Consider the following 20,436-nt stretch of genomic DNA (forward strand, 5'->3'; position numbering starts at 1 on the left):
TAAATTGACAGCAGTTTGGTCAGTTGATTCAAAAATCTTTTTAAGAAATGCAACTAAAGTAAAGAATAATCAATCAATAATGGCAGTTGTAAAAAATAATGCTTATCATTATGGATTAGAGTTTGCAGTAAGAACATTTTTAGAAGCAGGTATCCATACATTTAGTACGACTTCCTTAAAAGAAGCAGTGAGAGTTCGTAAACTTGCACCTCATGCTACAATTTTTTTAATGAATGCAGTTTATGACTTTGATACAGTTCGAAATAATAATATTCAAATGACGCTTCCCTCTTTAGAATATTATTATCAGTACAAAAGTGAATTAAAAGATATTAATGTTCACTTAGAATTTGAAAATTTACTCCATCGTTCAGGTTTCAAAAATCTTGATGAAATTAAAGAAGTACTTCATCATCATGAAAATGATAATGGAAGTGAAATGAATATCGTTGGCCTATGGACACATTTTGGATATGCAGATGAATTTGATGTTCCAGAATATGGGATTGAACGTGAAGCATGGTTAAACGTCGTTAATACATTATTAAATGAAGGATACCAATTTGAACTTATCCATGCGCAAAATAGTGCGAGTTATTATCGTGAAGGACAACAATTTCTTCCCTATCATACACATGCACGTGTAGGTATCGCTTTATATGGTTCAAGACCATATAGCAAATTAGATGAACATGAGATTGAACAAGCCTTAACCGTAAAAGGAAATGTAATTCAAGTTCGTGAAGTAAATAAAGGTGATTATTGTGGTTATAGTTTTGCATTTGAAGCAACGCATGATCATACACATCTTGCAGTTGTTGATATTGGCTATGGTGATGGTATTTTAAAAAAACGTGCAACACACGAAGCATTAATTAATGGTAAACGTTACCCTATTCGAGCATTAATGATGAGTCATATGTTTGTTGAAGTCGATGATGATGTTCATGCACAAGATGAAGTGATACTATATAATAATGATATACGCATTGATGAATACACATTCAAAGGTGTTGGCGCTAATTCAGAACAACTTAGTGCGATGAATCATGATTCTCTTATAAAGGAGTTTAGATAAAATGTCAGTTAAATATAATGATTACGGTGAATTAACAATGGCGGGTACAAGTTTGAAAACACTAGCTCAAAGTTTTGGTACGCCTACCATTGTTTATGATGAAGATGAAATTCGCAATCAAATGCGTCGATTTCATAATGCTTTTCAAAAAAGTGGATTAAAATACAATATTTCATATGCTTCTAAAGCCTTTACTTGCATTCAAATGGTAAAGTTAGTTCAAGAAGAAAACTTACAATTAGATGTCGTATCTGAAGGCGAACTTTATACAGCATTAGAGGCTAAATTTGATCCTAGTCGCATCCACTTCCACGGCAATAATAAAACGAAACGTGAAATACAATATGCTTTAGAAAGTGGCGTTGGCTACTTTGTTATTGATTCTTTAGAAGAAATTGAATTAATCGATCGCTATGCAAGTGATAGAGTTAATGTTGTCATTCGTGTGAATCCTGGCGTAGAGGCGCATACCCATGAATTTATTCAAACTGGTCAAGAAGATAGTAAATTTGGTCTTTCAATTCGCCATGATCTTGCAATTCAAGCAGTTGAAAAAGTCGAAGCATCAAAACATCTTCATTTAAAAGGAATACATTTCCATGTAGGATCACAAATTGAGGGTACTGAAGCTATGATTGAAACAGCTAAAATTGTTTTAAATTGGCTTAACGAGCATCATATCCAAGTTGAATTACTTAACTTAGGTGGCGGTTTTGGTATTAAATATGTCGAAGGTGATGTAAGCTTCCCTATTGAAGAAGGTATTGCTGAAATTACAGATGCGATTAAATCTGAATCAGAAAAATTAAACTATGACGTTCCTGAAATTGGTATTGAACCAGGACGTTCAATTGTTGGCGAAGCGGGTATTACGTTATATGAAGTTGGAACAATTAAAGACATTCCTGAAGTAAATAAATATGTTTCTATTGATGGTGGTATGAGTGATCATATTAGAACTGCTTTATATGGAGCCAAATATCAAGCATTACTTGTAAATCGTCATGAGAAGGCAGACGAAACGGTAACTATTGCCGGAAAATTATGTGAATCTGGAGATATTATTATCCGAGATGCTATGTTACCTTCTTCTGTAAAACGTGGAGATTATTTAGCCATTTTATCTACTGGCGCATACCATTACTCTATGGCATCTAATTATAATCAAATGCAAAAACCACCTGTTTTCTTCTTAAAAGATGGAAAAGCACGTGAAGTTATCAAACGTCAATCATTACGTCAATTAATAATTAATGATACAAAATAAAATAACGAGAAAGTTTATATTTACCCGTTCAAGTTGCACCATAATAAAGAAGCCAGTAAAAGAGTTTTTAAAAACTCTTTTACTGGCTATTTTTTCTGAGATTTATGTCCCAGCCTCATTTATATATAAAAAACACCCTACATCTTGGTAAGGTGTTACTAAAGTCAATTTTTGCAATCTATAAATTATAGTTTAACAACGTTTGCAGCTTGAGGACCGCGATCGCCTTCAACTACTTCAAACTCAACTGATTGACCTTCTTCTAATGATTTATAACCTTCTTGGTTAATTGCTGAGAAGTGTACGAATACGTCGTTTTCTCCTTCAACTTCGATGAAGCCAAAACCTTTTTCAGCGTTAAACCATTTAACTGTACCTTGTTTCATAATTGTGAAACCTCCAAGACTAAAATTCATTCAATATGCATTATTCGCATATTACAAAAAATACGTGTTATAAATATGTATAAATAACAAAATGCTATCAATCAATATTACAGATATTCTTTGCAATATGGAATAAAACTATTGCTTGATAACTATTATATGTTAGTTTGAACTAAATTGCAATACAATTATAGAAAATTCTCTTTTAATTAATTTTTGGTAGATTATAATAAACTTCTTTATTATTTAAAACAATAAAACTATAAAATATTTGTAAATCTTCATCACAATCTTCACAAAAATTTAAATCACAATTATTATAAAATGCATAAATATTATATTTCCCAATAACATAATTATTATAATATTTTTTACTTTTTTTAATAATTGATTGATAATCTTCTAACATTTCTTCATAGTTACTATAATGATGTTGTTCTACGATTTTTTCTGTCCAGTCGCTAAATAACCACCATCCCTCGTAGTCTGCACGAATCTTTGCAACTGTCCACATGACTAAGTCCCCTCTCAAATTAAAACTCTAATAAATATTGTAACTTTTTTTTAGACGAATTCAAGCTTAAAGACTCCGTTCTTTTAATTGAGATAAAGATGATATGTATATTAATTATTAGTTTTTTGTAGGAAAAATACGTATAATATAATGTAGAGGTGATAATGATGCAACATAAACATATACAAGTATTTGGAACTGTCCAAGGTGTAGGGTTCCGTCATCATACTGAATTAATTGCAAAAAAACTTGATATATTTGGTACTGTTCAAAATGTTGAGGATTATGTAGATATATATGCTCAAGGTGACGAGGAAAAAATAAAATCATTTATTAATAAAGTGATTGCTGGTGCTTCTCCTGCATCTTCAGTTTCTGATTATAGTATTGAAGATTTAGACGTAACAAATAGATACTCAGAATTTAAAACGATTTATTAAATAAAGGAAGATGAATATTGAGATATAACCTTTCTCGGCTTCTGGGTGTTTTAGTAGGAATTCCAATAGCTATTATCTCATGGGTGACAAGTGTATTTGGATTTGATTTATCCTTTATACTTGATGCCCTAATAGGTATTGGAATGTTTTTTGTATCTTATTTTCCTACTCAAAGATTGACATCCAAAAAATATTTAAATGAAATTGGATTATCACGTAGAGACTATCGTTTTGTTAATCAACAACTCAATCAATCACATAATAAAATTCGTAATATTTTAAAATCATATATTAATATCAGATCGATTAAAGATTTTCGTCAAATTAATGATATTTATAAAATTTCTAAGTCTATTCATTTTGCTGTTAAACAGAGACCTTCATCATTTTTCAAAGTAGAAAGTTTCTTTTATTCGCATATAGATAATGCACTAAATTTAATTGATGCATATACCCGTTTATCTAAAATGCCAAAAAAATCTGCTGAAGAAAAGCAAAAATTAGAGCAAACACGTATTACTTTAGATGAGGTGAAACGTACACTTATTGCAGATTTAAAAAGACTTAATGAAGATGATTATGAGCGTTTAGATATTGAAATGGAACTTAATCGGTTACAACACAAGCGATATAAAAAATACTAATTTAAAGTTAAGATAAGAATGGAGAGAATTTTTAAATGAATCAAAAAGACCAATTTATTAACTCACATCCATTAGATGATTATATAGATCATCAAACGCATGATGTTTCAACTCAAAATGTTAAGCAAGACTTTGAACAACAATTTAACGAACAAGATTTAAAAAAAATTGATTCAATTAGTCAACAAATCAAACCACTAGATAGTGAAGGCCTATTATCTTTTGGGACACATCTACAACAGAACATGTCTCAATTTTCACATCAAATGTTAGATGAAGTTCAATCGAAAGATGTGGGTCCTATTGGTGATACTTTAAATCAATTAATGTCTAAGTTAAGAGAAGTTAATCCTGATGACTTGAATCAAGACAATCAATCTAAACTTAAACGTTTATTTAGACGAACAAAAGCTTCAATAAATGAAGTATTTTCTAGAATGCAATCTGTAAGTTCACAAGTTGATAGAATCACCATTCAATTGGATAAGCATAAAGGAAATTTAACTAAAGACATTCAGTTACTCGATCATCTTTATGAACAAAATAAAGTATATTTTGAGGATGTTTCTCTATACATTGCTGCTGCACAGCGTAAAAAACAAGAAATAAATGCTAATGAATTGCCTAAATTGCGTCAACATGCAGAACAATCTGGTAATCAAATGGATATTCAAAGTGTCGCTGATATGGAGCAATTTGTTGATCGATTAGATAAAAAAATTTATGACTTACAATTATCACGTCAAATTGCAATTCAAACAGCGCCGCAAATTCGTATGATTCAAAATGTGAATCAAGCATTAGCTGAAAAAATTCAAAGTTCTATTCTCACAAGTATTCCTTTATGGAAAAATCAGATGGCTATTGCCCTCACTTTAATGAGACAAAAAAATGCTGTAACAGCTCAGCGTGCAGTTACTGATACCACAAATGATTTACTTACACGAAATGCAGCCATGTTAAAACAAAATGCAATTGAAACGGCTACTGAAAATGAACGTGGTATCGTAGATATTGAAACGCTTAAAGCGACTCAAAATGACATCATTGAAACGATTGAACAAACACTGCAAATTCAATATAATGGACGTCAAAAACGTCAACAAGCTGAAAGAGAATTATCACAACTCGAGAATGAATTAAAAGAACATTTACTTACTATGAAAAAAGAATAGATAAAATTAAAACACCGATTGCTCTCATTTAAAGAAGTAACCGGTGTTTAGTATATCTATTCCTTTTGATAAACAATATACGATTGATTTATAAACTTAGATACGATATACCCCATTATGATTGAAATGATAGCTATAGGTAACCATTCTAAAGAATATTGCTTAAGGGGTAAATGATTTATAACATTTAATTTTATTAAACCTAATGTATTTATTGTACTTACAATTGAAACAAGACTAACAATAATAATAGGTATTTGTTGCGCAATAGGTTTAGTTGGAATAAAACGCGCAAGTAAAATTAAAATAATCATAGTAATGGCTACAGGATAAATAATACTTAACACAGGAACAGACATGTTTATAACAGAATTTAATCCTAAATTAGCCAATATAAAACTGATAATTGTAAAACCTATAACATATACCTTATAACTAATTTTTGAAAATATACTATAAAAGTATTGACTCACAGATACAATAAGTCCACAAGCTGTAGTTAAACAAGCTAAAGCAACAATGATACCTAGTAAGTATTTTCCTAGAATACCAAAGCCGTTTGTAGCCATGGTAGTAAGTAAATAAGTTCCTATATTTTGATTTTTAGCCATTAGAGATGTAATCGTATTTTGACTTATTCCCATATGATTACCAATATAGCCTAAAGAAACATATATAAAAATTAATGCTAAAGCGGCAATAAATCCAGCTATAACTGTTTGTTTAAATATTTGATTGGTGTGTTTAACTCCTGTTGCTTTAATGGCATTAACCACAATCATTGAAAATGCAATTGCTGCAATTGCATCCATTGTTAAATACCCTTCAATAAAGCCGTGTGAAAAACTTTCTATATTTGAAGAATATATCTCTGGATTTCCATGAGATGAACTGTGTCCCTTATAATCTACAAATCCTTTAATAATCATGGCCAAAATTGTAATTAATAATAAAGGAGTTAATAAAGATCCAATTCGATCTACTATTTTACCAGGATTAATACATAAATATAAAACAACAATAAAATAAATAAGTGTAAAAATGAATAAAGACATATTACTATTTGAATGCGTAATGGGTGTAATAGTCATTTCAAAAGACGTAGATGCAGTACGTGGTATAGCAAATAGAGGTCCAATGGTTAAATAAATAATAATGAGAAAGATAACTGAAAATCTCGGTGACAGTTTATTAAAGGCACCAATATATCCTTGTTTATCAAGTGCCCCAACGACTACTCCAAGTAATGGTAAGCCTATTCCAGTCAAACAAAAAGCTAAAATTGCTGGCCAGAAATAGGCACCACTTTCTTGTCCTAAATTAGGAGGAAAAATTAGATTACCTGCGCCAAAAAACATAGCAAATAGCGTAAAGCCGATAATCCAAGTATGTTTATTCATAGAATTGCTCCTTTTTATGTATATGTTTGCAATATTTAACATTCTAGCACAAAAAGAATTGACAAGTCTATGTATGTCACAAAAATTTGAATATTATAAATCAATATACAGTTTAATTATTAGAAAGATTTTAATAATAATTTTTTTAGCAATGGTGATAAGTGACTCGGTAAATTTTCAACACCTTCTACAAATAATGCAAATTGTCCATAAATATTATGAATGGTTTCTTCAATATCTTCAGTAATAGGATCTTGGCTTAAAAAGACATTAAATACTTCGATTCCAAATTTACGCGCCATTTCCACAGCTTCATACGTATCTAAAATACCGTCTTGAGCATAGTTATACGCTGAAGGTTCCCCATCTGAAAAGATAATTAAGAAACGTTGTTGATGACTTCTTCTTAATAAACGTTCACTTGCAATTCGTATAGCTACGCCATCTCTATTATCATCTTGAGGATGTAATGACATAATGCGTGGTCCGCTTTTTTCCATGATTGAACGATCGTAATGAACGATTTCATCAATGATATTGGGTTGTTTTCGATCATCAGAGTCAAAAGCATCTTCATTAAAAGCAAGTATCTCATGTTTAACGTTGAGTGCTTTTAATGTTTCATGAAATAATACGACGCCTTTAATCGTTTCTTCCATTTTATCAAACATACTAGCAGATACATCAATCAGTAATGTAAAAGTCGCATCGAATGTTTTACTAAGGTCTTGTTTTTTATAAAACAATTTATATTGATCATCAATAAACCAATTGGTTAAATCACGTTGAAGACGACCTTTAGTCAAATTATGACGTTCGTCAACATGTTCTCTATCGATGGTTTTCTTTATAATCTGAATTAAATCTTTAGTTTCAAATTGTACTTCATTTTTAACTTGCTGGTAGCTTGAAATATACTCTGGCTCTATATCAGGTACTTTCCATTCTATTTCGACATTTTCATTAATACCACGTAAAGCAAATGATGGATTAGAACCTATAGAACCGCCTTCATCACGATCAAGTGCATGATTAGAGCCACGTCCTTTTTTCGTCATCATATCTGTCATATCATCAGTTGAATCACCTTCACGTGCAGTGTCGTTATCATTCATAACATCACTATTTTCACCTTCATGTAATTCCATTTCAAGATAAGCGCCACCTTCAGATTTACTATCTTGAGCGTTTGTTTCAGCTTCGGCTGATGTAGTGTCAGTTTCTTCGTTTGTATTATCTTGGCCATCAACATTACTTGCATCCATACGTTTAATATCCTCGTAAGACATTTCATGAATAGCTTCATATACTTTTCTAGGAAGATGATAATATTCATTTAACATATCATGTGATAACATTTCATCGATTTGGAACATGACACGTTGTGCAAGATACATATTATCTTCAGATGATTCATTTTGGAAAAAATCAGGTAAATATTGAAACATGTGATTTAATATGTCATCTAATTGTGGATGTATCGTGGGTATATCAAAGAAGTTTTGACTTAAAAATGCGCGCTCTAAATATAAGAAAAGTAAATCTGTATATACCGTTTTTGTTTTATAGAATTTAATTTGTGATTCCGTATAAGATAATCGAGTTTTTACTCTTAAATCAATTTGTTTAGCAGTGCTAGGTCGCTCCTCTTTAATAAAATTAAAAACGCGCATATCTTCTAGCAATCTAAAGAGTTGATGATAAAATTTGGGATGGCTAAATTCATTATCATGAAGAACTTCATTTACGATAGCTTCGTCCATCATTTTATAACCGTATGCAGCGAGCATGACATCTGTTTTTAACCCTGCACTTTCAATATCTTTTGGACGATGAGACCAAAACCAACTTGTAATTAAAGTATTATTAATAGGATCATAATAAGGGAACTTTTGAATTTTTACTTTAGTTTGTTCGTTTTTCAGTAGTAAGCGCGCTAAATCTTGTAACATCATGACTTGCTTAGCATCTAGCTGCTCATCATTAAATTTTATAAAACGATCACTCATAATAATCCCTCTCTAAAAGTTTAGTTCGATTGCATTTCTGATGGCTTGCTGTTCGCGTTCATCTTCAAGTTTATCGATAATTGTACGCTGAATTGCTCTCTCTATTGGCATAACTGTAATTAAGTCACTTAAGTCAATTAACGCACGAATACTAGCTGCTTCTTCTGAAATTTGTCCTTGTTTTGACATTGTACGTAAGTCTTCATTAAATTTAATGATTTTTTTAATTATATCATCATCTTGAAGCTGGCTTTGTTGTTTAATGACATCTTTAAGGATGTCTCCTCCAATGTAATCAACTTGTATGACAATAAAGCGGTTTTTTAATGCTTCATTCATTGGTAATGTACCAACATAGCCTTCATTTATCGCAGCAATTACATTGAAACCAGGGGCTGCTTTAATTACTTCTCCAGTAAATGGATTGGTTAACTGACGTCTATAGTCTAATACGCCATTTAAAATAGGTAATGTTTCAGGTTTAGCCATATTGATTTCATCAATATATAAGATATGACCTTCTCGCATGGCTTTTATAACTGGGCCGTCAATAAAAATAATTTCTTGTTGACCTTGTTCATTTGTTTTTATTGTTTTAAAACCTAATAAGCTCTCTGCGTCTAAATCAACAGAACAGTTAACTTGATGCATCGGCGTTTGGACTACTTCACTTAAAGTTTCAGCTAATCGTGTTTTACCAGAGCCTGTAGGGCCTTTTAATAAAATATTTTTATTTAAATTAAACAATGCTTGTGCATCATTGAATACAGATTGATCTGAATTGATATAATGATTATTTGGCATTTTAATATTCTCCTTTATAAGATGAAAAAATAGACCGAGAGCGTGTATAAATGTATAGATATTGGTACATCACTCTGAGTCTTAATTTAATCGTTATCTTTTAGAAATTGAATGTATTTAAACTTCTTTAAAATAATCTTTGTAATAACCACCTACTAGACCAGAGTTATCAATGATTTGATAATATTCTTCAGTTTCATTGATGACATCATATTGTTTTCCAATAGTAAGCATATCTGATACTGTGAATTTTTTTGCATCAGTATTAACTACCATCACTTGTTTAATTGGTGTGCGTGATTTCCAATCTTCATGTAACATTGCCATTTTAAATCCTCCAATAAAATGAATTATATTATTTTTTTTCTAAAGTATATATGAAAGAGATGCCGCTACCTTCAGTAATGCGTAACGATTGAGCATCACCTTGATTTAATATTTGATAAGGAATACCAATTTCATCCAGTTCTTTTCGTGCATGTTCAAAGTCTTCAGTTGAATTTGTACTGAATTCAATTTGTTCCACAATTCCTTCTTCTTTTAATTCAACTTGTTCATTAGATTGATATAAATGAATTTCTCCACCAAGTCCACCATCTCCGATTTTAAATACCTGGACAGTTTGATCAGGAAATTCAGTAGATTCATATTCAGCATAATGCGTTAAATTAAATACATTTTTAAAGATAGAAGTTGTAACCAATAATTCGTTTACTTTAATAATTACTGGTCCCAACCCTTGAATTTGGTGAAGAGGATTAACAGCACTTTCAAAAGTAGGTGTGCCTAATCCAATACCAACATTCAGTTCATTAGAATAGATATCAAAAATTTGATGATTATCATCTTTAAAATTAAAGTGCTGATTACCGTTTAATTCAGTGATTGAACTAAATTGAATATTATTTTTTTCTAATATTTGTTGGTATTCTTCTAAACCAGCATTCGATGGTGTTCTTAATCCCACGCTTGATATATGTACATTTCTATAATTAGGATTAGGAACTTCTACAAAGTGAAGTCTTGTACCAGGATTTAATTCAGCATCACCAAAACGTAATGCCTGTCTTTTTGTTGCAACATTAAGACCTAAAATATTATGAAATAAATTCTGTGTTTTTGAGAGATCACTTGTTCCAATCGTAACACTTCTTAGTCCACTCATTCATCGACACTCCCATTTATATATCTTTTCTTAAACATTATAACGTATTTTATATATGAATAATATGTTGAACGCTTAAATAAGAGTATTGTTTTTTATTATAAAATATACGTAAATAAAAATATTATAAATGATTAAAGTTTGTATAATAAATAACATATATATAAGATAATATATATTTTATACCCCTCCCCTACCTTGTTTTATAAAGGTAGGGGGGTATATCATAGGTTATTTAATTGTCTAAAAACAAACTTGATAAATTATATAAAGTTCGTTTTTAACTTATTGTAGTTTTAATAATTATTATTTTTTAATAGATTCTTTTGTAATACTCTTAAGAATATTTGTTGTTTTTTGTCCAAATATAATACTTAATTTATCATTTTTATACATGTTAGCATCTGCTTTGGAAAAGTCATAAATGGATAATGAGGGATGCGCTTCTCTGCTATTTTTTATATTCTCATTATTAGGATACATTTACGTTATCTTCTTTTATTTCTATATTACATATTTATTTTTAACTAATGATAATATCGAAATATTCTAGCGTAATTTTTTTAATGCTAATATAACTAAAACTTAAAAAGAGTAGAATAAATTCATTATGAACTTATTCTACTCTTTATCAATTTATGATTAAGATTTCAATATATTTAGCGCTTTAATAAATGAAATTAAGATTCTAATAATAAGTCTTCTGGGCTCTCGATCAGCTCTTTAATTGTTTTTAAGAATCCAACTGCTTCTTTGCCATCAATAATTCTATGGTCATAGCTTAATGCAATGTACATCATTGGTCTGTTCTCGATTGTATCTTTATCAATAGCAATTGGACGAGTGATAATTGAATGCATACCTAAGATAGCAGCTTGATTACCATTAATAATTGGTGTACTCATCATAGAACCAAATACACCACCATTAGTGATTGTAAATGAACCATTTACCATATCATCTAATCCAAGTTTTTTATCACGTGCTTTTACTGCTAAATCTGCAATTGATTTTTCTAGTTCAGCAAAGTTTTTCTTATCACAATCTCTAACGAATGGTACTAATAATCCATCATCTGTTGAAACAGCAATACCAATATCATAGTATTGTTTAGTAATCATATCGTCTCCATCAATTTCAGCATTAACTTCTGGATATTTTTTGAGTGCTGCTACTGCTGCCTTAGTAAAGAATGACATAAATCCTAATTTAGTGCCGTCATGATCTTTAATAAATTGTTCTTTTTTACGTTTTCTTAATTCCATTACATTTGTCATATCAACTTCATTAAATGTTGTGAGCATTGCGGTATTATTAGATACTTCTAATAATTTTTTTGCAGCTGTTTTCTTTCTTCTAGACATTTTTTCACGAATCACTGGTTTATTAGGCGTATTAGCAGTTGATTTTTTAGATGTTTCTTGTTGTGAATTAGGTTGAGTATTTTGATTAGATTGACTTGTTTTTTGACGATTATCAACATCTTCTTTTCTTATCACATCGCTACCTTTTCCAGCTACTTCATTTAAATCAATACCATTTTTACGAGCATGACGACGTGCTGATGGCGTTGCATTCACTCTTTTATTATTGATTGATTCTGAGTCGTCATTTGAACTTGTATCGCTACCTTGTGCTTCAGTAGAAGTGCGTGGTGTTGAATGATTAGTTTCTGCAGAATCTGTTTTTATGTTTTCATTTTCAGAAGTTGAATCGTTATTTTGTGATTTGCTTGAACTACTTGTACTACCTTTACCTTCACCGACAATTGCAATAGCTTGGCCCACTTCTACAGTGTCGCCTTCAGATGTAAGTTGTTCTTGAAGTATACCATCTTCTTCAGATACAACTTCAACATTCACTTTGTCAGTTTCTAATTCAAGAATAGCGTCTCCTTTTTCAACATTATCCCCTATGTTTTTTAGCCACTCTGCAACTGTACCTTCTGTAATTGATTCTGCTAATTCTGGAACTTTTACCTCTGCCATTATATTTCCCCCTAGTTATTTTTGACACTATTTTCAATAATTTTATGTTGAACAAGTTTGTGAATTTCTCCATCACCTTCGGCAGGTGCTGCACGTTGTATTCTACCCTGATAACTTAAATTATATTGATGTCCAACAATAGATTTAAGATATGGGTAAACAAATAACCATGCGCCTTGGTTTTTAGGTTCTTCTTGAACCCAAGCAACAGATTCTAAATTTGGTAATTCTTCTAAAGCTTTTTTAATGTCTTCCTCTGGGAAAGGATATAATCTTTCCACAGCAATAAGTTGTATATTTTCATTAGGTTCTTTTGCTAATGTTTCTTTTAAATCAATAAACATTTTTCCAGAAGCTAAAATGACTTTTGTTACTTTAACTTTTTGAGCATCTTCAACAATAATTGGTTTGAAACTGCCAGTTGTAAATTCACTAATTGGCTTAGCCACTGTTTTATTTCTTAACAAACTCTTAGGTGACATCACAATTAATGGTCTCATCGCTTCAGTATTTAAACTTTTAGCTTGTGCACGTAATAAATGGAAGTAGTTACTAGAACTTGATAGATTGACCACTGTACTATTATTTTCAGCCGCCAGTTGTAAGAATCTTTCTAAACGTGCTGATGAATGTTCAGGACCTTGACCTTCAAAAGCGTGTGGTAAGAATAAAGTTAGACCACTACGCTCGCCCCATTTGGCTCTGGCAGATGACATAAAATTATCAAAAATCATTTGTGCCATATTTGAAAAATCTCCATATTGGGCTTCCCAAATATTCATACTATTTTTATTTTCAACATTATATCCATATTCAAAGCCTACGACTGCAGCTTCTGATAATGGACTGTTATGCACTTCAAATGTTGCTTTTTGATTTGGTACATGGTGAAGCGGTGTATACGTATTGCCATTGTCTTCATCATGTAGTACAGCATGTCTGTGACTGAATGTGCCACGTTCACTATCTTGACCTGTCAAACGAATTGATATGCCATCTTGAACAATTGTTGCAAAAGCTAATTGTTCTGCTTGAGCCCAATCAACTAGGCCATTTTCATTTTCAAAAGGTTCTCTACGTTTTTCTAATACTTTATTTAATTTTCTAAATACCTGGAAATCTTCAGGATAGTTCAACATTGCATCATTAATTTCTTTCAAATGTTCAAAGCTAAACTCTTTTTTATCACTTTGTAAAGGTAACTGAAGCGATTCAGGTTTATTCATTACAGTACTATTCATTTTATCTGATTTATCAATTTTATCTTGAGCAGTACGCATTTCTTTTTGTACAGAATCAATGATTTCAGACATTTGTTCTTTCGTTAAAATACCTTCATCTACAAGTTTATTTCCATAAATCACTTCAACTGAATCATGCTGTCTAATATTGTGATATAACGTTGGATTTGTAATAGATGGTTCATCCATCTCGTTATGTCCATATCGACGATAACCTACTAAATCAATGACAAAGTCTTTATGGAATTCTTTTCTAAATTCCATAGCAATATCAATTGCTTCAATTGTCGCTTCTACATCATCTGCATTCACATGAAGAATAGGTACATCGTACCCCTTAGCGATATCTGATGAATACGTTGTAGAACGACCATCAATAGGTTCAGTTGTAAAACCAATTCGGTTATTTGTAATTATATGTAGTGCTCCGCCAGTTGAATAACCATTTAAATTACTTAAATTCATTGTTTCAAAATTGATACCTTGACCAGGATATGCAGCATCTCCATGAATAATAATTGGCATACCGTGATGGAAATCTGTAGTTGGTCCACCCGCATGATGTGTATCATCTTGAGCAGCACGTGTTTTTCCTATAACTACAGGTGCTACAATTTCTAGGTGACTTGGATTGTTTGCTAAAGAAATACATTGTTCAATACCATATGAAGAAGTAGTTTTAACGCCACCTAAGTGATATTTAACGTCTCCTGTCCAACCAGCAGTAAGTTTTAAACTGCCATCTTCAGGTAAGAATTTCATTGGATCCGTGTGCATAAATTCTGAGATCATCATTTCATAAGGTTTTTCTAATACATGTGTTAAAACATTGAGACGTCCCCTATGTGCCATTCCAATTTGAATATTCTGAATGTCCTCTTGAGCAGCACGCTTCAATGTATGTTGTAACATTGGCACTAATGTATCTACACCTTCAATTGAGAAACGTTTTGCTCCAACAAAATTCTTATGTAGATATTTTTCAAAACCTTCAACATGAGCAAGTGTTTTAAATAAGTTAATTTTTTCATCACTATTAATGGTAGCTTTATAAGGTGTTTCAATACGACGTTTTAACCAAGTACGTTCTTTATTATTGTTAATATGATTGTACTCAAACGCAATAGAGCCTTTATAACGCTTTTCCATACGCTTTAACGCTTCATAAGCATTATCGTATATATCACTAAAGTGATCTGATACGATACCAGATGAAATATTTTTTAATGTCTCTTTATTTAAATTAAAATCTTCAATTTCTAATTTTGGGATATGCGTTCTTTTAGGCGCATTTACAGGATAAATATCAGCCTTTAGATGACCATATTGTCTAATATTATCAATTAATCGCATGACACGTTTGATTGTGCTATCATCTGCTGAAGTACCACTCCCATCTGTGGTAAACTTAGCTTTAACTTGTGCTTCGCCATTTTTTATTGTACTAAAAAGCACTTGTAAATCATCTGAGACAGAAGTTGGGTCTTGAAGATAATCATCATATAAATCGAGCATAAGACCCAAATTTGCCCCAAAATTTACTGGAGCTTCTGAAACATCCCTTTTATCCTTTGCCATATTATACCCTCCACAAAATAGTTAAACCGCTTACAAAACCATCATAGCACTATTTTAACTATTGATAAAGACTATTGACTGAATATTATGTAAAAAGAAAAAATTCAATAAAGATAAACTTTTTTAATTTTATATTAATAAAAAAACACAGATGATAATCATCTGTGTTTTTATTTAAAATTGATTTTGAATGTTGTGAATTTATTAAGTTCACTATCTACAGAAATGTAACCTCCATATTGACTCACAATCTTTTCGGCAATTGAAAGCCCTAAGCCATTACCACCTTGGCTTCTTGCTCTAGATTTATCTACTCTATAGAAACGATCGAAAATAAATTCTTGATCTTCTTTTGGTATGCCTAAGCCATGATCGGTAATTTCAATACTTATTTGTTTATTACGCAATTGTGTTTTAATACATATATGCTTTCTCTCTTTATCATATTTCATAGCATTGTCTATAAAAATTAAGATTAATTGTTCAAATTGATGACGATTAATTTGTAAAACTAAAGGTTTTTGTTCTAATTCAATCTCAAATAGATAATCTGGATGCAATTGTTGAAGTGCCTTAATTCGTGATTGAATTTCTTCATTGATATCAACGTCCTCTTTTTCTAAGGATTGCATATTTACTTTATCTTTGGTTAATAATAATAATTCTTCTACTAGCTTTGTAATTCGATTCATTTCTTCTAGTGAAATATTTAAAGACTCTTCTAAAATAGCAGGATCTTTCTTACCCCAGCGTTTAATTAAATTTAAATGGCCTTGAATGATTTGAAGTGGTGTTCTTAACTCATGAGAAGCATCTTCAACAAATTGTCTTTGTTGATTAAAAGAGGCTTCAATTTGATACATCATTTCGTTGAAAGTTTCTATTAAATTGTCTGTTTCTTCATAACTTGTATCAAGTTCTAATTTATTTTGAAAACCATCGCGTCGTATTTGATTCATTTTATTAGACATTGTTACTAGCGGTTTTGTAATATTTTTAGAAATGAAATAGCTAATACATGCAGTAATCACTGTAGCAAGTAGACCAAAAACAACAGCAATAATATAAAGTGATTTTACTAAGTTGTTATAATGCTCAAGAGAATGAATGAGTACGCTATAACCTTTAAAGTTTGGACTATGAAGTGGTTCAGTAATAACTAAATACTCTTTTCCATTATTTCGCATTACTTGAATTCGATCGGTCTTTTGTAAATTATTATTAGGTATAAACTGAATCGTACTTTCATTAGATGATTTCATTATTCTTTGACCTGTATGATTGTAAATAATGACTTCTTCATAATTTTCTAATGAAGCACTTAAATCTAATATCGATATATTATTAATCGGACGCGTTTGAATTAAATTGACAATATCACTTAAACTATGTTCTGCTTCATCCACTTCTCCTTCTCTTAAAGTATCTTTTAAGAAGAATATAATAATAAGACAAAATAAAATAATTGTCGTAAACATAATCAATGTAGTGATAGTCATCCATTTATATTGTAATGTATGATTTTTCATTATCGAATCACGTATCCTACACCACGAACAGTTTCAATGACTTTTTCTTTATTGAAAGGTTTCAATTTATTTCTTAAATATCTGATGTATACATCAACCACATTCGTTTCTACTTCACTATTATATCCCCATACATGATTTAAAATTTGTTCACGTTGTAGTACGTGATTGCGATTCGTTGCTAATAGATACAATAAATCATATTCAGTTTTAGTAAAATCTAATTGCTTACCATCAACAGTTACTTTAAATGCATCAATATCTATTCTGATACCATTAATATCGATAATATCCTTATGAGGCTGACGACGTAATACAGCACGAATTCTTGCAAAAAGCTCCTCAATTTCAAAGGGCTTTACTATATAGTCATCTGCACCATAATCTAATCCAGTCACTTTATCGTAAGTATCACTTTTAGCAGTGATGATAATAATTGGTGTTGATTGCACTTGGCGTACACGTCTACAAATTTCTAGGCCATTTATATTTGGTAACATTAAATCCAAAATAATCAAATCAAAATCGTTATTTAATGCTTTTTCTAAACCAGGTTCCCCATCATATTCGATGTCCACCTTATAACCCTCATGTGTTAATTCTAATTCAAGAAATCTGGCTAAATTTTGTTCATCTTCGACGATTAAAATATTAGTCATTTTTTCAGACACCTCTTTTTTAATAAACGTATGACTTCTCATAACATAACCAATATTCTATCACAAAAATTATTTGTTAATAGAATGAATAAAATAAAAGTAAGATTTTAATTGACAATCGTTATCAATAAGTTATAATATTAATTGAAAATGATTATCAATTAAATCTAAGTTTCCCCCATAATTTAAAATACTTAGAATTATAATCATTTTCAAGCCATTCCCCCCTTAATTTATATGTCCGTAAATACTAATAAACGTTCGTTTTAAAACGAGACGTAAATAATAAATAAGTGCGCCAAATAAGGCGCACTTATTTATTATTTATAAGGTTGTAGGCTCATGTAATCCTTTTAATACTAAAGTTGAAAGAACGATACAGAAAGCACCTCCAATGATTCCTGCAATAATATCAGTTGGATAATGCACGCCTAAATAAACTCTTGAAATAGAAATGAGTAAAATAAGTGCCGCACATAGTCCAATAATGACGCCTTTTGTACTTCCTGATGCTCTACGCTGAGCAATATACATTGCACTTCCAAAAAATGAAGTCGAACCCATTGCATGTCCACTAGGAAAACTAAATCCAGAAATATCAATTAAACGTAGTAATGTTGGACGTTCACGATCAAAAATATTTTTTAGTAAGGGATTTAATATACTTGATAGTGACATTGTGATAACAAAAAATAAAGCTTCAATTTTGTAACGTTTAAGCATTAAATAAGCAACAAGCATTAATGACAAACAAACCATTGCCCATACTTCTCCAATTTTTGTTGCACCTAATAAAATAGATGTAGTAATAAAACTCTCCGATGCATAAATAAATTCATATACTTCATTATCAATCCATTTGCCTAAACGTGATTCATGGAAAAATGCAATGATGCCAAAGATTAATGTAAAAACAATGAGCAATGTAATGCGTTTCGTTCTATTCATCAATTGGTCCTCCTATATTAAAGCGCGTCGTTCAAGATTTTATTAAATAAGTCTTCTTTAGTATAACTTTCTTTATAAGATTCCATTTGATGAGTAATATCAGTACGGTGAGATTCAATTTGTTTTAATTGTTCGAGTAATTTGAATTGTGTAAGTTGATCTTCTGGAATCATTTTTCCATATCCTTTGGATTCAAAATATTTAGCATTGTCAATTTGATCCCCTCTAGATTGATCAAGTCCTAGTGGTATGAGCAACATTGGGATTCTTAAAGTCAAGAATTCATAGATAGCATTAGAACCTGCACGACTTACGACTGTGTCTGTAATAGATAATAAATGCGTTAATTCTTCTTTAACAAATTCATATTGAATATATCCTTTTTGTTTATAAGACTCATCTACTAATCCATGCCCTGTTAAATGAATGATTTGATAATCATGTAGTAAAGCTTCAAGATTTTCTCTAATAATATCATTTAATTTTTTACTACCTAGGCTACCACCCATAACAAGTAATACTTTTTTATCTGAATCAAACCCTGTTATTTCATAACCTTTTTGTTGATTACCTTCTTTTAAATCTTCTCTAATGGTTGCCCCTACAAAATCAGCTTTATCTTTAGGTAGATATTTAAGTGTATCTTCAAATGTTGTATATATTTTTTTTGAAAATTTTAAAGATATTTTGTTTGCTAAACCAGGAGTTAAATCTGATTCATGAATAATAGTAGGAATATTCAATGAACGTGCTGCTATAACAACAGGAACAGAAACAAATCCCCCCTTAGAAAATAATAAATCAGGCTTTTCTTTTTTTAGAACGCGACGGGCATCTAAGATACCTTTTAATACTTTAAAAACATCTTTTGCATTTTCAAATGATAAATAACGACGTAATTTACCACTTGAAATTGGGTAATATTTAATATTCGAAAGTTGTGATTCAATCATTTCTCGTTCAATTCCGTTTTTAGAACCAATATAAAAAACTTGATGTCCTTTTTCTAATGCAGTTGGAATTAAACTTAAGTTCACAGACACATGGCCTACTGTGCCGCCTCCGGTAAACGCAATTTTAGACATGATTATTAACCTCTATTCTTATATGTTTTTATAATATGCATAGAATGGTGCGCCTCTATCGAATGGATGATAGTCAATTTCTGTTTCTCCTACTTTTTGGAAACCAAATTTCTCGAATAAACCTTGAGCGGGTTTATTTAATGCAAAAGTATCTGTCAGAATCACATGGATATGATGTTCTTCTGCTAATTTAACTGCAAAATCAAATAATTGAGTTGCTGCACCTTTATAATCTTTAGAACCAGCTAATCTATGAATAACATAAGCGTTATTTCTATCAACTGGCCATTCTAAATCATCATACCACTCTGATTGTTGTTGGTCGACAACAATAAATCCATAAATAGTGTTATTTTCTTCTAAAACATATAACGTCTCTGTATCAATATCTTCCTTAAAATGTTCAGTAGCTGGGTATTTATCGTCCCACTGATTATTCCCAAATGATTTCATTAAATCTTTTGCTTCTGACACTAATGTTTCGATTTGATTAATATCTTCATGTTTACCTAGTCTAATCATATAA

20 protein-coding genes are annotated in these 20,436 nt (G+C 30.7%); 5 read left to right on the plus strand and 15 right to left on the minus strand.

Annotation, left to right across the window (positions count from 1 at the left end; genetic code table 11):
- Nucleotides 1-4: 4 nt before the first annotated feature.
- Together HMPREF2647_RS03615 and lysA are read left to right on the plus strand one after the other, a co-directional pair.
- Nucleotides 5-1,078 carry an alanine racemase gene (locus HMPREF2647_RS03615; RefSeq protein ID WP_070859533.1) on the plus strand — a complete coding sequence of 358 codons (1,074 nt, stop codon included), beginning with the start codon at nt 5-7 and terminating at the stop codon, nt 1,076-1,078.
- A gap of 1 nt (nt 1,079) precedes the next feature.
- On the plus strand, nt 1,080-2,345 hold the full coding sequence (gene lysA, locus HMPREF2647_RS03620) for a diaminopimelate decarboxylase (protein WP_070859535.1): 1,266 nt from the start codon (nt 1,080-1,082) through the stop codon (nt 2,343-2,345).
- 185 nt (nt 2,346-2,530) lie between these two features.
- On the opposite strand, the gene cspA is transcribed toward lysA, so the two are convergent.
- Together cspA and msaA are read right to left on the minus strand one after the other, a co-directional pair.
- On the minus strand, nt 2,531-2,731 hold the full coding sequence (gene cspA, locus HMPREF2647_RS03625; protein WP_001831260.1) for a cold shock protein CspA: 201 nt from the start codon (nt 2,729-2,731) through the stop codon (nt 2,531-2,533).
- 205 nt (nt 2,732-2,936) lie between these two features.
- Nucleotides 2,937-3,245: a regulatory protein MsaA gene (gene msaA / locus HMPREF2647_RS03630; protein WP_017176340.1), complete on the minus strand. Its 309-nt coding sequence runs from the start codon at nt 3,243-3,245 to the stop codon at nt 2,937-2,939.
- A 167-nt stretch (nt 3,246-3,412) separates the two neighbouring features.
- Between msaA and HMPREF2647_RS03635 the strand changes: the two genes are divergently transcribed.
- Genes HMPREF2647_RS03635 through HMPREF2647_RS03645 form a run of 3 tightly spaced genes read left to right on the plus strand, consistent with a single transcriptional unit; the run spans nt 3,413 to nt 5,504 of the window.
- Nucleotides 3,413-3,685 (plus strand): acylphosphatase, encoded by a 273-nt coding sequence (locus HMPREF2647_RS03635; RefSeq protein ID WP_048680155.1) that lies wholly within the window; start codon nt 3,413-3,415, stop codon nt 3,683-3,685.
- Nucleotides 3,686-3,702: 17 nt separating this feature from the next.
- Nucleotides 3,703-4,329, plus strand: coding sequence for a 5-bromo-4-chloroindolyl phosphate hydrolysis family protein (locus HMPREF2647_RS03640; RefSeq protein ID WP_017176338.1), 627 nt, complete (start codon nt 3,703-3,705; stop codon nt 4,327-4,329).
- A gap of 35 nt (nt 4,330-4,364) precedes the next feature.
- On the plus strand, nt 4,365-5,504 hold the full coding sequence (locus HMPREF2647_RS03645; protein ID WP_048762438.1) for a toxic anion resistance protein: 1,140 nt from the start codon (nt 4,365-4,367) through the stop codon (nt 5,502-5,504).
- Nucleotides 5,505-5,560: 56 nt separating this feature from the next.
- Here HMPREF2647_RS03645 and brnQ read toward each other — a convergent pair whose 3' ends face one another.
- The 13 genes from brnQ to HMPREF2647_RS03705 form a co-directional block, all read right to left on the minus strand.
- Nucleotides 5,561-6,904 carry a branched-chain amino acid-like transporter carrier protein BrnQ3 gene (gene brnQ, locus HMPREF2647_RS03650; RefSeq protein ID WP_048681471.1) on the minus strand — a complete coding sequence of 448 codons (1,344 nt, stop codon included), beginning with the start codon at nt 6,902-6,904 and terminating at the stop codon, nt 5,561-5,563.
- 119 nt (nt 6,905-7,023) lie between these two features.
- Nucleotides 7,024-8,913 (minus strand): vWA domain-containing protein, encoded by a 1,890-nt coding sequence (locus HMPREF2647_RS03655; RefSeq protein ID WP_070859537.1) that lies wholly within the window; start codon nt 8,911-8,913, stop codon nt 7,024-7,026.
- 12 nt (nt 8,914-8,925) lie between these two features.
- Nucleotides 8,926-9,717: an ATP-binding protein gene (locus tag HMPREF2647_RS03660; RefSeq protein WP_017176334.1), complete on the minus strand. Its 792-nt coding sequence runs from the start codon at nt 9,715-9,717 to the stop codon at nt 8,926-8,928.
- Between the two features lie 117 nt (nt 9,718-9,834).
- Nucleotides 9,835-10,038 carry a DUF6501 family protein gene (locus tag HMPREF2647_RS03665; RefSeq protein ID WP_025987180.1) on the minus strand — a complete coding sequence of 68 codons (204 nt, stop codon included), beginning with the start codon at nt 10,036-10,038 and terminating at the stop codon, nt 9,835-9,837.
- Between the two features lie 34 nt (nt 10,039-10,072).
- Entirely contained in the window at nt 10,073-10,882 is an 810-nt protein-coding gene (locus HMPREF2647_RS03670) for a VOC family protein (protein ID WP_017176332.1), read from the minus strand.
- 306 nt (nt 10,883-11,188) lie between these two features.
- Nucleotides 11,189-11,365, minus strand: coding sequence for a hypothetical protein (locus HMPREF2647_RS11275; protein WP_170076340.1), 177 nt, complete (start codon nt 11,363-11,365; stop codon nt 11,189-11,191).
- Between the two features lie 197 nt (nt 11,366-11,562).
- A complete protein-coding gene (odhB, locus tag HMPREF2647_RS03675; RefSeq protein WP_070859539.1) occupies nt 11,563-12,870 on the minus strand; it encodes a 2-oxoglutarate dehydrogenase complex dihydrolipoyllysine-residue succinyltransferase in 1,308 nt (435 codons plus the stop codon).
- An 11-nt stretch (nt 12,871-12,881) separates the two neighbouring features.
- A complete protein-coding gene (locus HMPREF2647_RS03680) occupies nt 12,882-15,689 on the minus strand; it encodes a 2-oxoglutarate dehydrogenase E1 component (protein WP_070859541.1) in 2,808 nt (935 codons plus the stop codon).
- A gap of 170 nt (nt 15,690-15,859) precedes the next feature.
- A complete protein-coding gene (locus HMPREF2647_RS03685) occupies nt 15,860-17,218 on the minus strand; it encodes a HAMP domain-containing sensor histidine kinase (RefSeq protein WP_017176328.1) in 1,359 nt (452 codons plus the stop codon).
- Nucleotides 17,218-17,877 carry a response regulator transcription factor gene (locus tag HMPREF2647_RS03690; protein WP_019835254.1) on the minus strand — a complete coding sequence of 220 codons (660 nt, stop codon included), beginning with the start codon at nt 17,875-17,877 and terminating at the stop codon, nt 17,218-17,220. The genes HMPREF2647_RS03685 and HMPREF2647_RS03690 overlap by 1 nt, the downstream gene beginning before the upstream one ends.
- A 324-nt stretch (nt 17,878-18,201) precedes the next feature.
- A complete protein-coding gene (locus HMPREF2647_RS03695; protein WP_017176326.1) occupies nt 18,202-18,825 on the minus strand; it encodes a phosphatase PAP2 family protein in 624 nt (207 codons plus the stop codon).
- Nucleotides 18,826-18,842: 17 nt separating this feature from the next.
- Nucleotides 18,843-19,910 carry an undecaprenyldiphospho-muramoylpentapeptide beta-N-acetylglucosaminyltransferase gene (locus HMPREF2647_RS03700; RefSeq protein ID WP_017176325.1) on the minus strand — a complete coding sequence of 356 codons (1,068 nt, stop codon included), beginning with the start codon at nt 19,908-19,910 and terminating at the stop codon, nt 18,843-18,845.
- Between the two features lie 18 nt (nt 19,911-19,928).
- Nucleotides 19,929-20,432 (minus strand): GNAT family N-acetyltransferase, encoded by a 504-nt coding sequence (locus tag HMPREF2647_RS03705; RefSeq protein ID WP_019835253.1) that lies wholly within the window; start codon nt 20,430-20,432, stop codon nt 19,929-19,931.
- Nucleotides 20,433-20,436: the final 4 nt, after the last annotated feature.

The organism is Staphylococcus sp. HMSC035D11, from assembly GCF_001836075.1.
Classification (GTDB): Bacteria; Bacillota; Bacilli; order Staphylococcales; family Staphylococcaceae; genus Staphylococcus; species Staphylococcus hominis.

Bases quoted from the DNA above. Each gene is read 5' to 3' on its own strand.
- lysA (WP_070859535.1), top strand. From the start codon at position 1,080: ATGTCAGTTAAATATAATGATTACGGTGAATTAACAATGGCGGGTACA.
- cspA (WP_001831260.1), bottom strand. From the start codon at position 2,731: ATGAAACAAGGTACAGTTAAATGGTTTAACGCTGAAAAAGGTTTTGGC.
- msaA (WP_017176340.1), bottom strand. From the start codon at position 3,245: ATGTGGACAGTTGCAAAGATTCGTGCAGACTACGAGGGATGGTGGTTA.
- HMPREF2647_RS03635 (WP_048680155.1), top strand. From the start codon at position 3,413: ATGCAACATAAACATATACAAGTATTTGGAACTGTCCAAGGTGTAGGG.
- HMPREF2647_RS03645 (WP_048762438.1), top strand. From the start codon at position 4,365: ATGAATCAAAAAGACCAATTTATTAACTCACATCCATTAGATGATTAT.
- brnQ (WP_048681471.1), bottom strand. From the start codon at position 6,904: ATGAATAAACATACTTGGATTATCGGCTTTACGCTATTTGCTATGTTT.
- HMPREF2647_RS03655 (WP_070859537.1), bottom strand. From the start codon at position 8,913: ATGAGTGATCGTTTTATAAAATTTAATGATGAGCAGCTAGATGCTAAG.
- HMPREF2647_RS03660 (WP_017176334.1), bottom strand. From the start codon at position 9,717: ATGCCAAATAATCATTATATCAATTCAGATCAATCTGTATTCAATGAT.
- HMPREF2647_RS03665 (WP_025987180.1), bottom strand. From the start codon at position 10,038: ATGTTACATGAAGATTGGAAATCACGCACACCAATTAAACAAGTGATG.
- HMPREF2647_RS03670 (WP_017176332.1), bottom strand. From the start codon at position 10,882: ATGAGTGGACTAAGAAGTGTTACGATTGGAACAAGTGATCTCTCAAAA.
- HMPREF2647_RS11275 (WP_170076340.1), bottom strand. From the start codon at position 11,365: ATGTATCCTAATAATGAGAATATAAAAAATAGCAGAGAAGCGCATCCC.
- odhB (WP_070859539.1), bottom strand. From the start codon at position 12,870: ATGGCAGAGGTAAAAGTTCCAGAATTAGCAGAATCAATTACAGAAGGT.
- HMPREF2647_RS03680 (WP_070859541.1), bottom strand. From the start codon at position 15,689: ATGGCAAAGGATAAAAGGGATGTTTCAGAAGCTCCAGTAAATTTTGGG.
- HMPREF2647_RS03685 (WP_017176328.1), bottom strand. From the start codon at position 17,218: ATGAAAAATCATACATTACAATATAAATGGATGACTATCACTACATTG.
- HMPREF2647_RS03690 (WP_019835254.1), bottom strand. From the start codon at position 17,877: ATGACTAATATTTTAATCGTCGAAGATGAACAAAATTTAGCCAGATTT.
- HMPREF2647_RS03695 (WP_017176326.1), bottom strand. From the start codon at position 18,825: ATGAATAGAACGAAACGCATTACATTGCTCATTGTTTTTACATTAATC.
- HMPREF2647_RS03700 (WP_017176325.1), bottom strand. From the start codon at position 19,910: ATGTCTAAAATTGCGTTTACCGGAGGCGGCACAGTAGGCCATGTGTCT.
- HMPREF2647_RS03705 (WP_019835253.1), bottom strand. From the start codon at position 20,432: ATGATTAGACTAGGTAAACATGAAGATATTAATCAAATCGAAACATTA.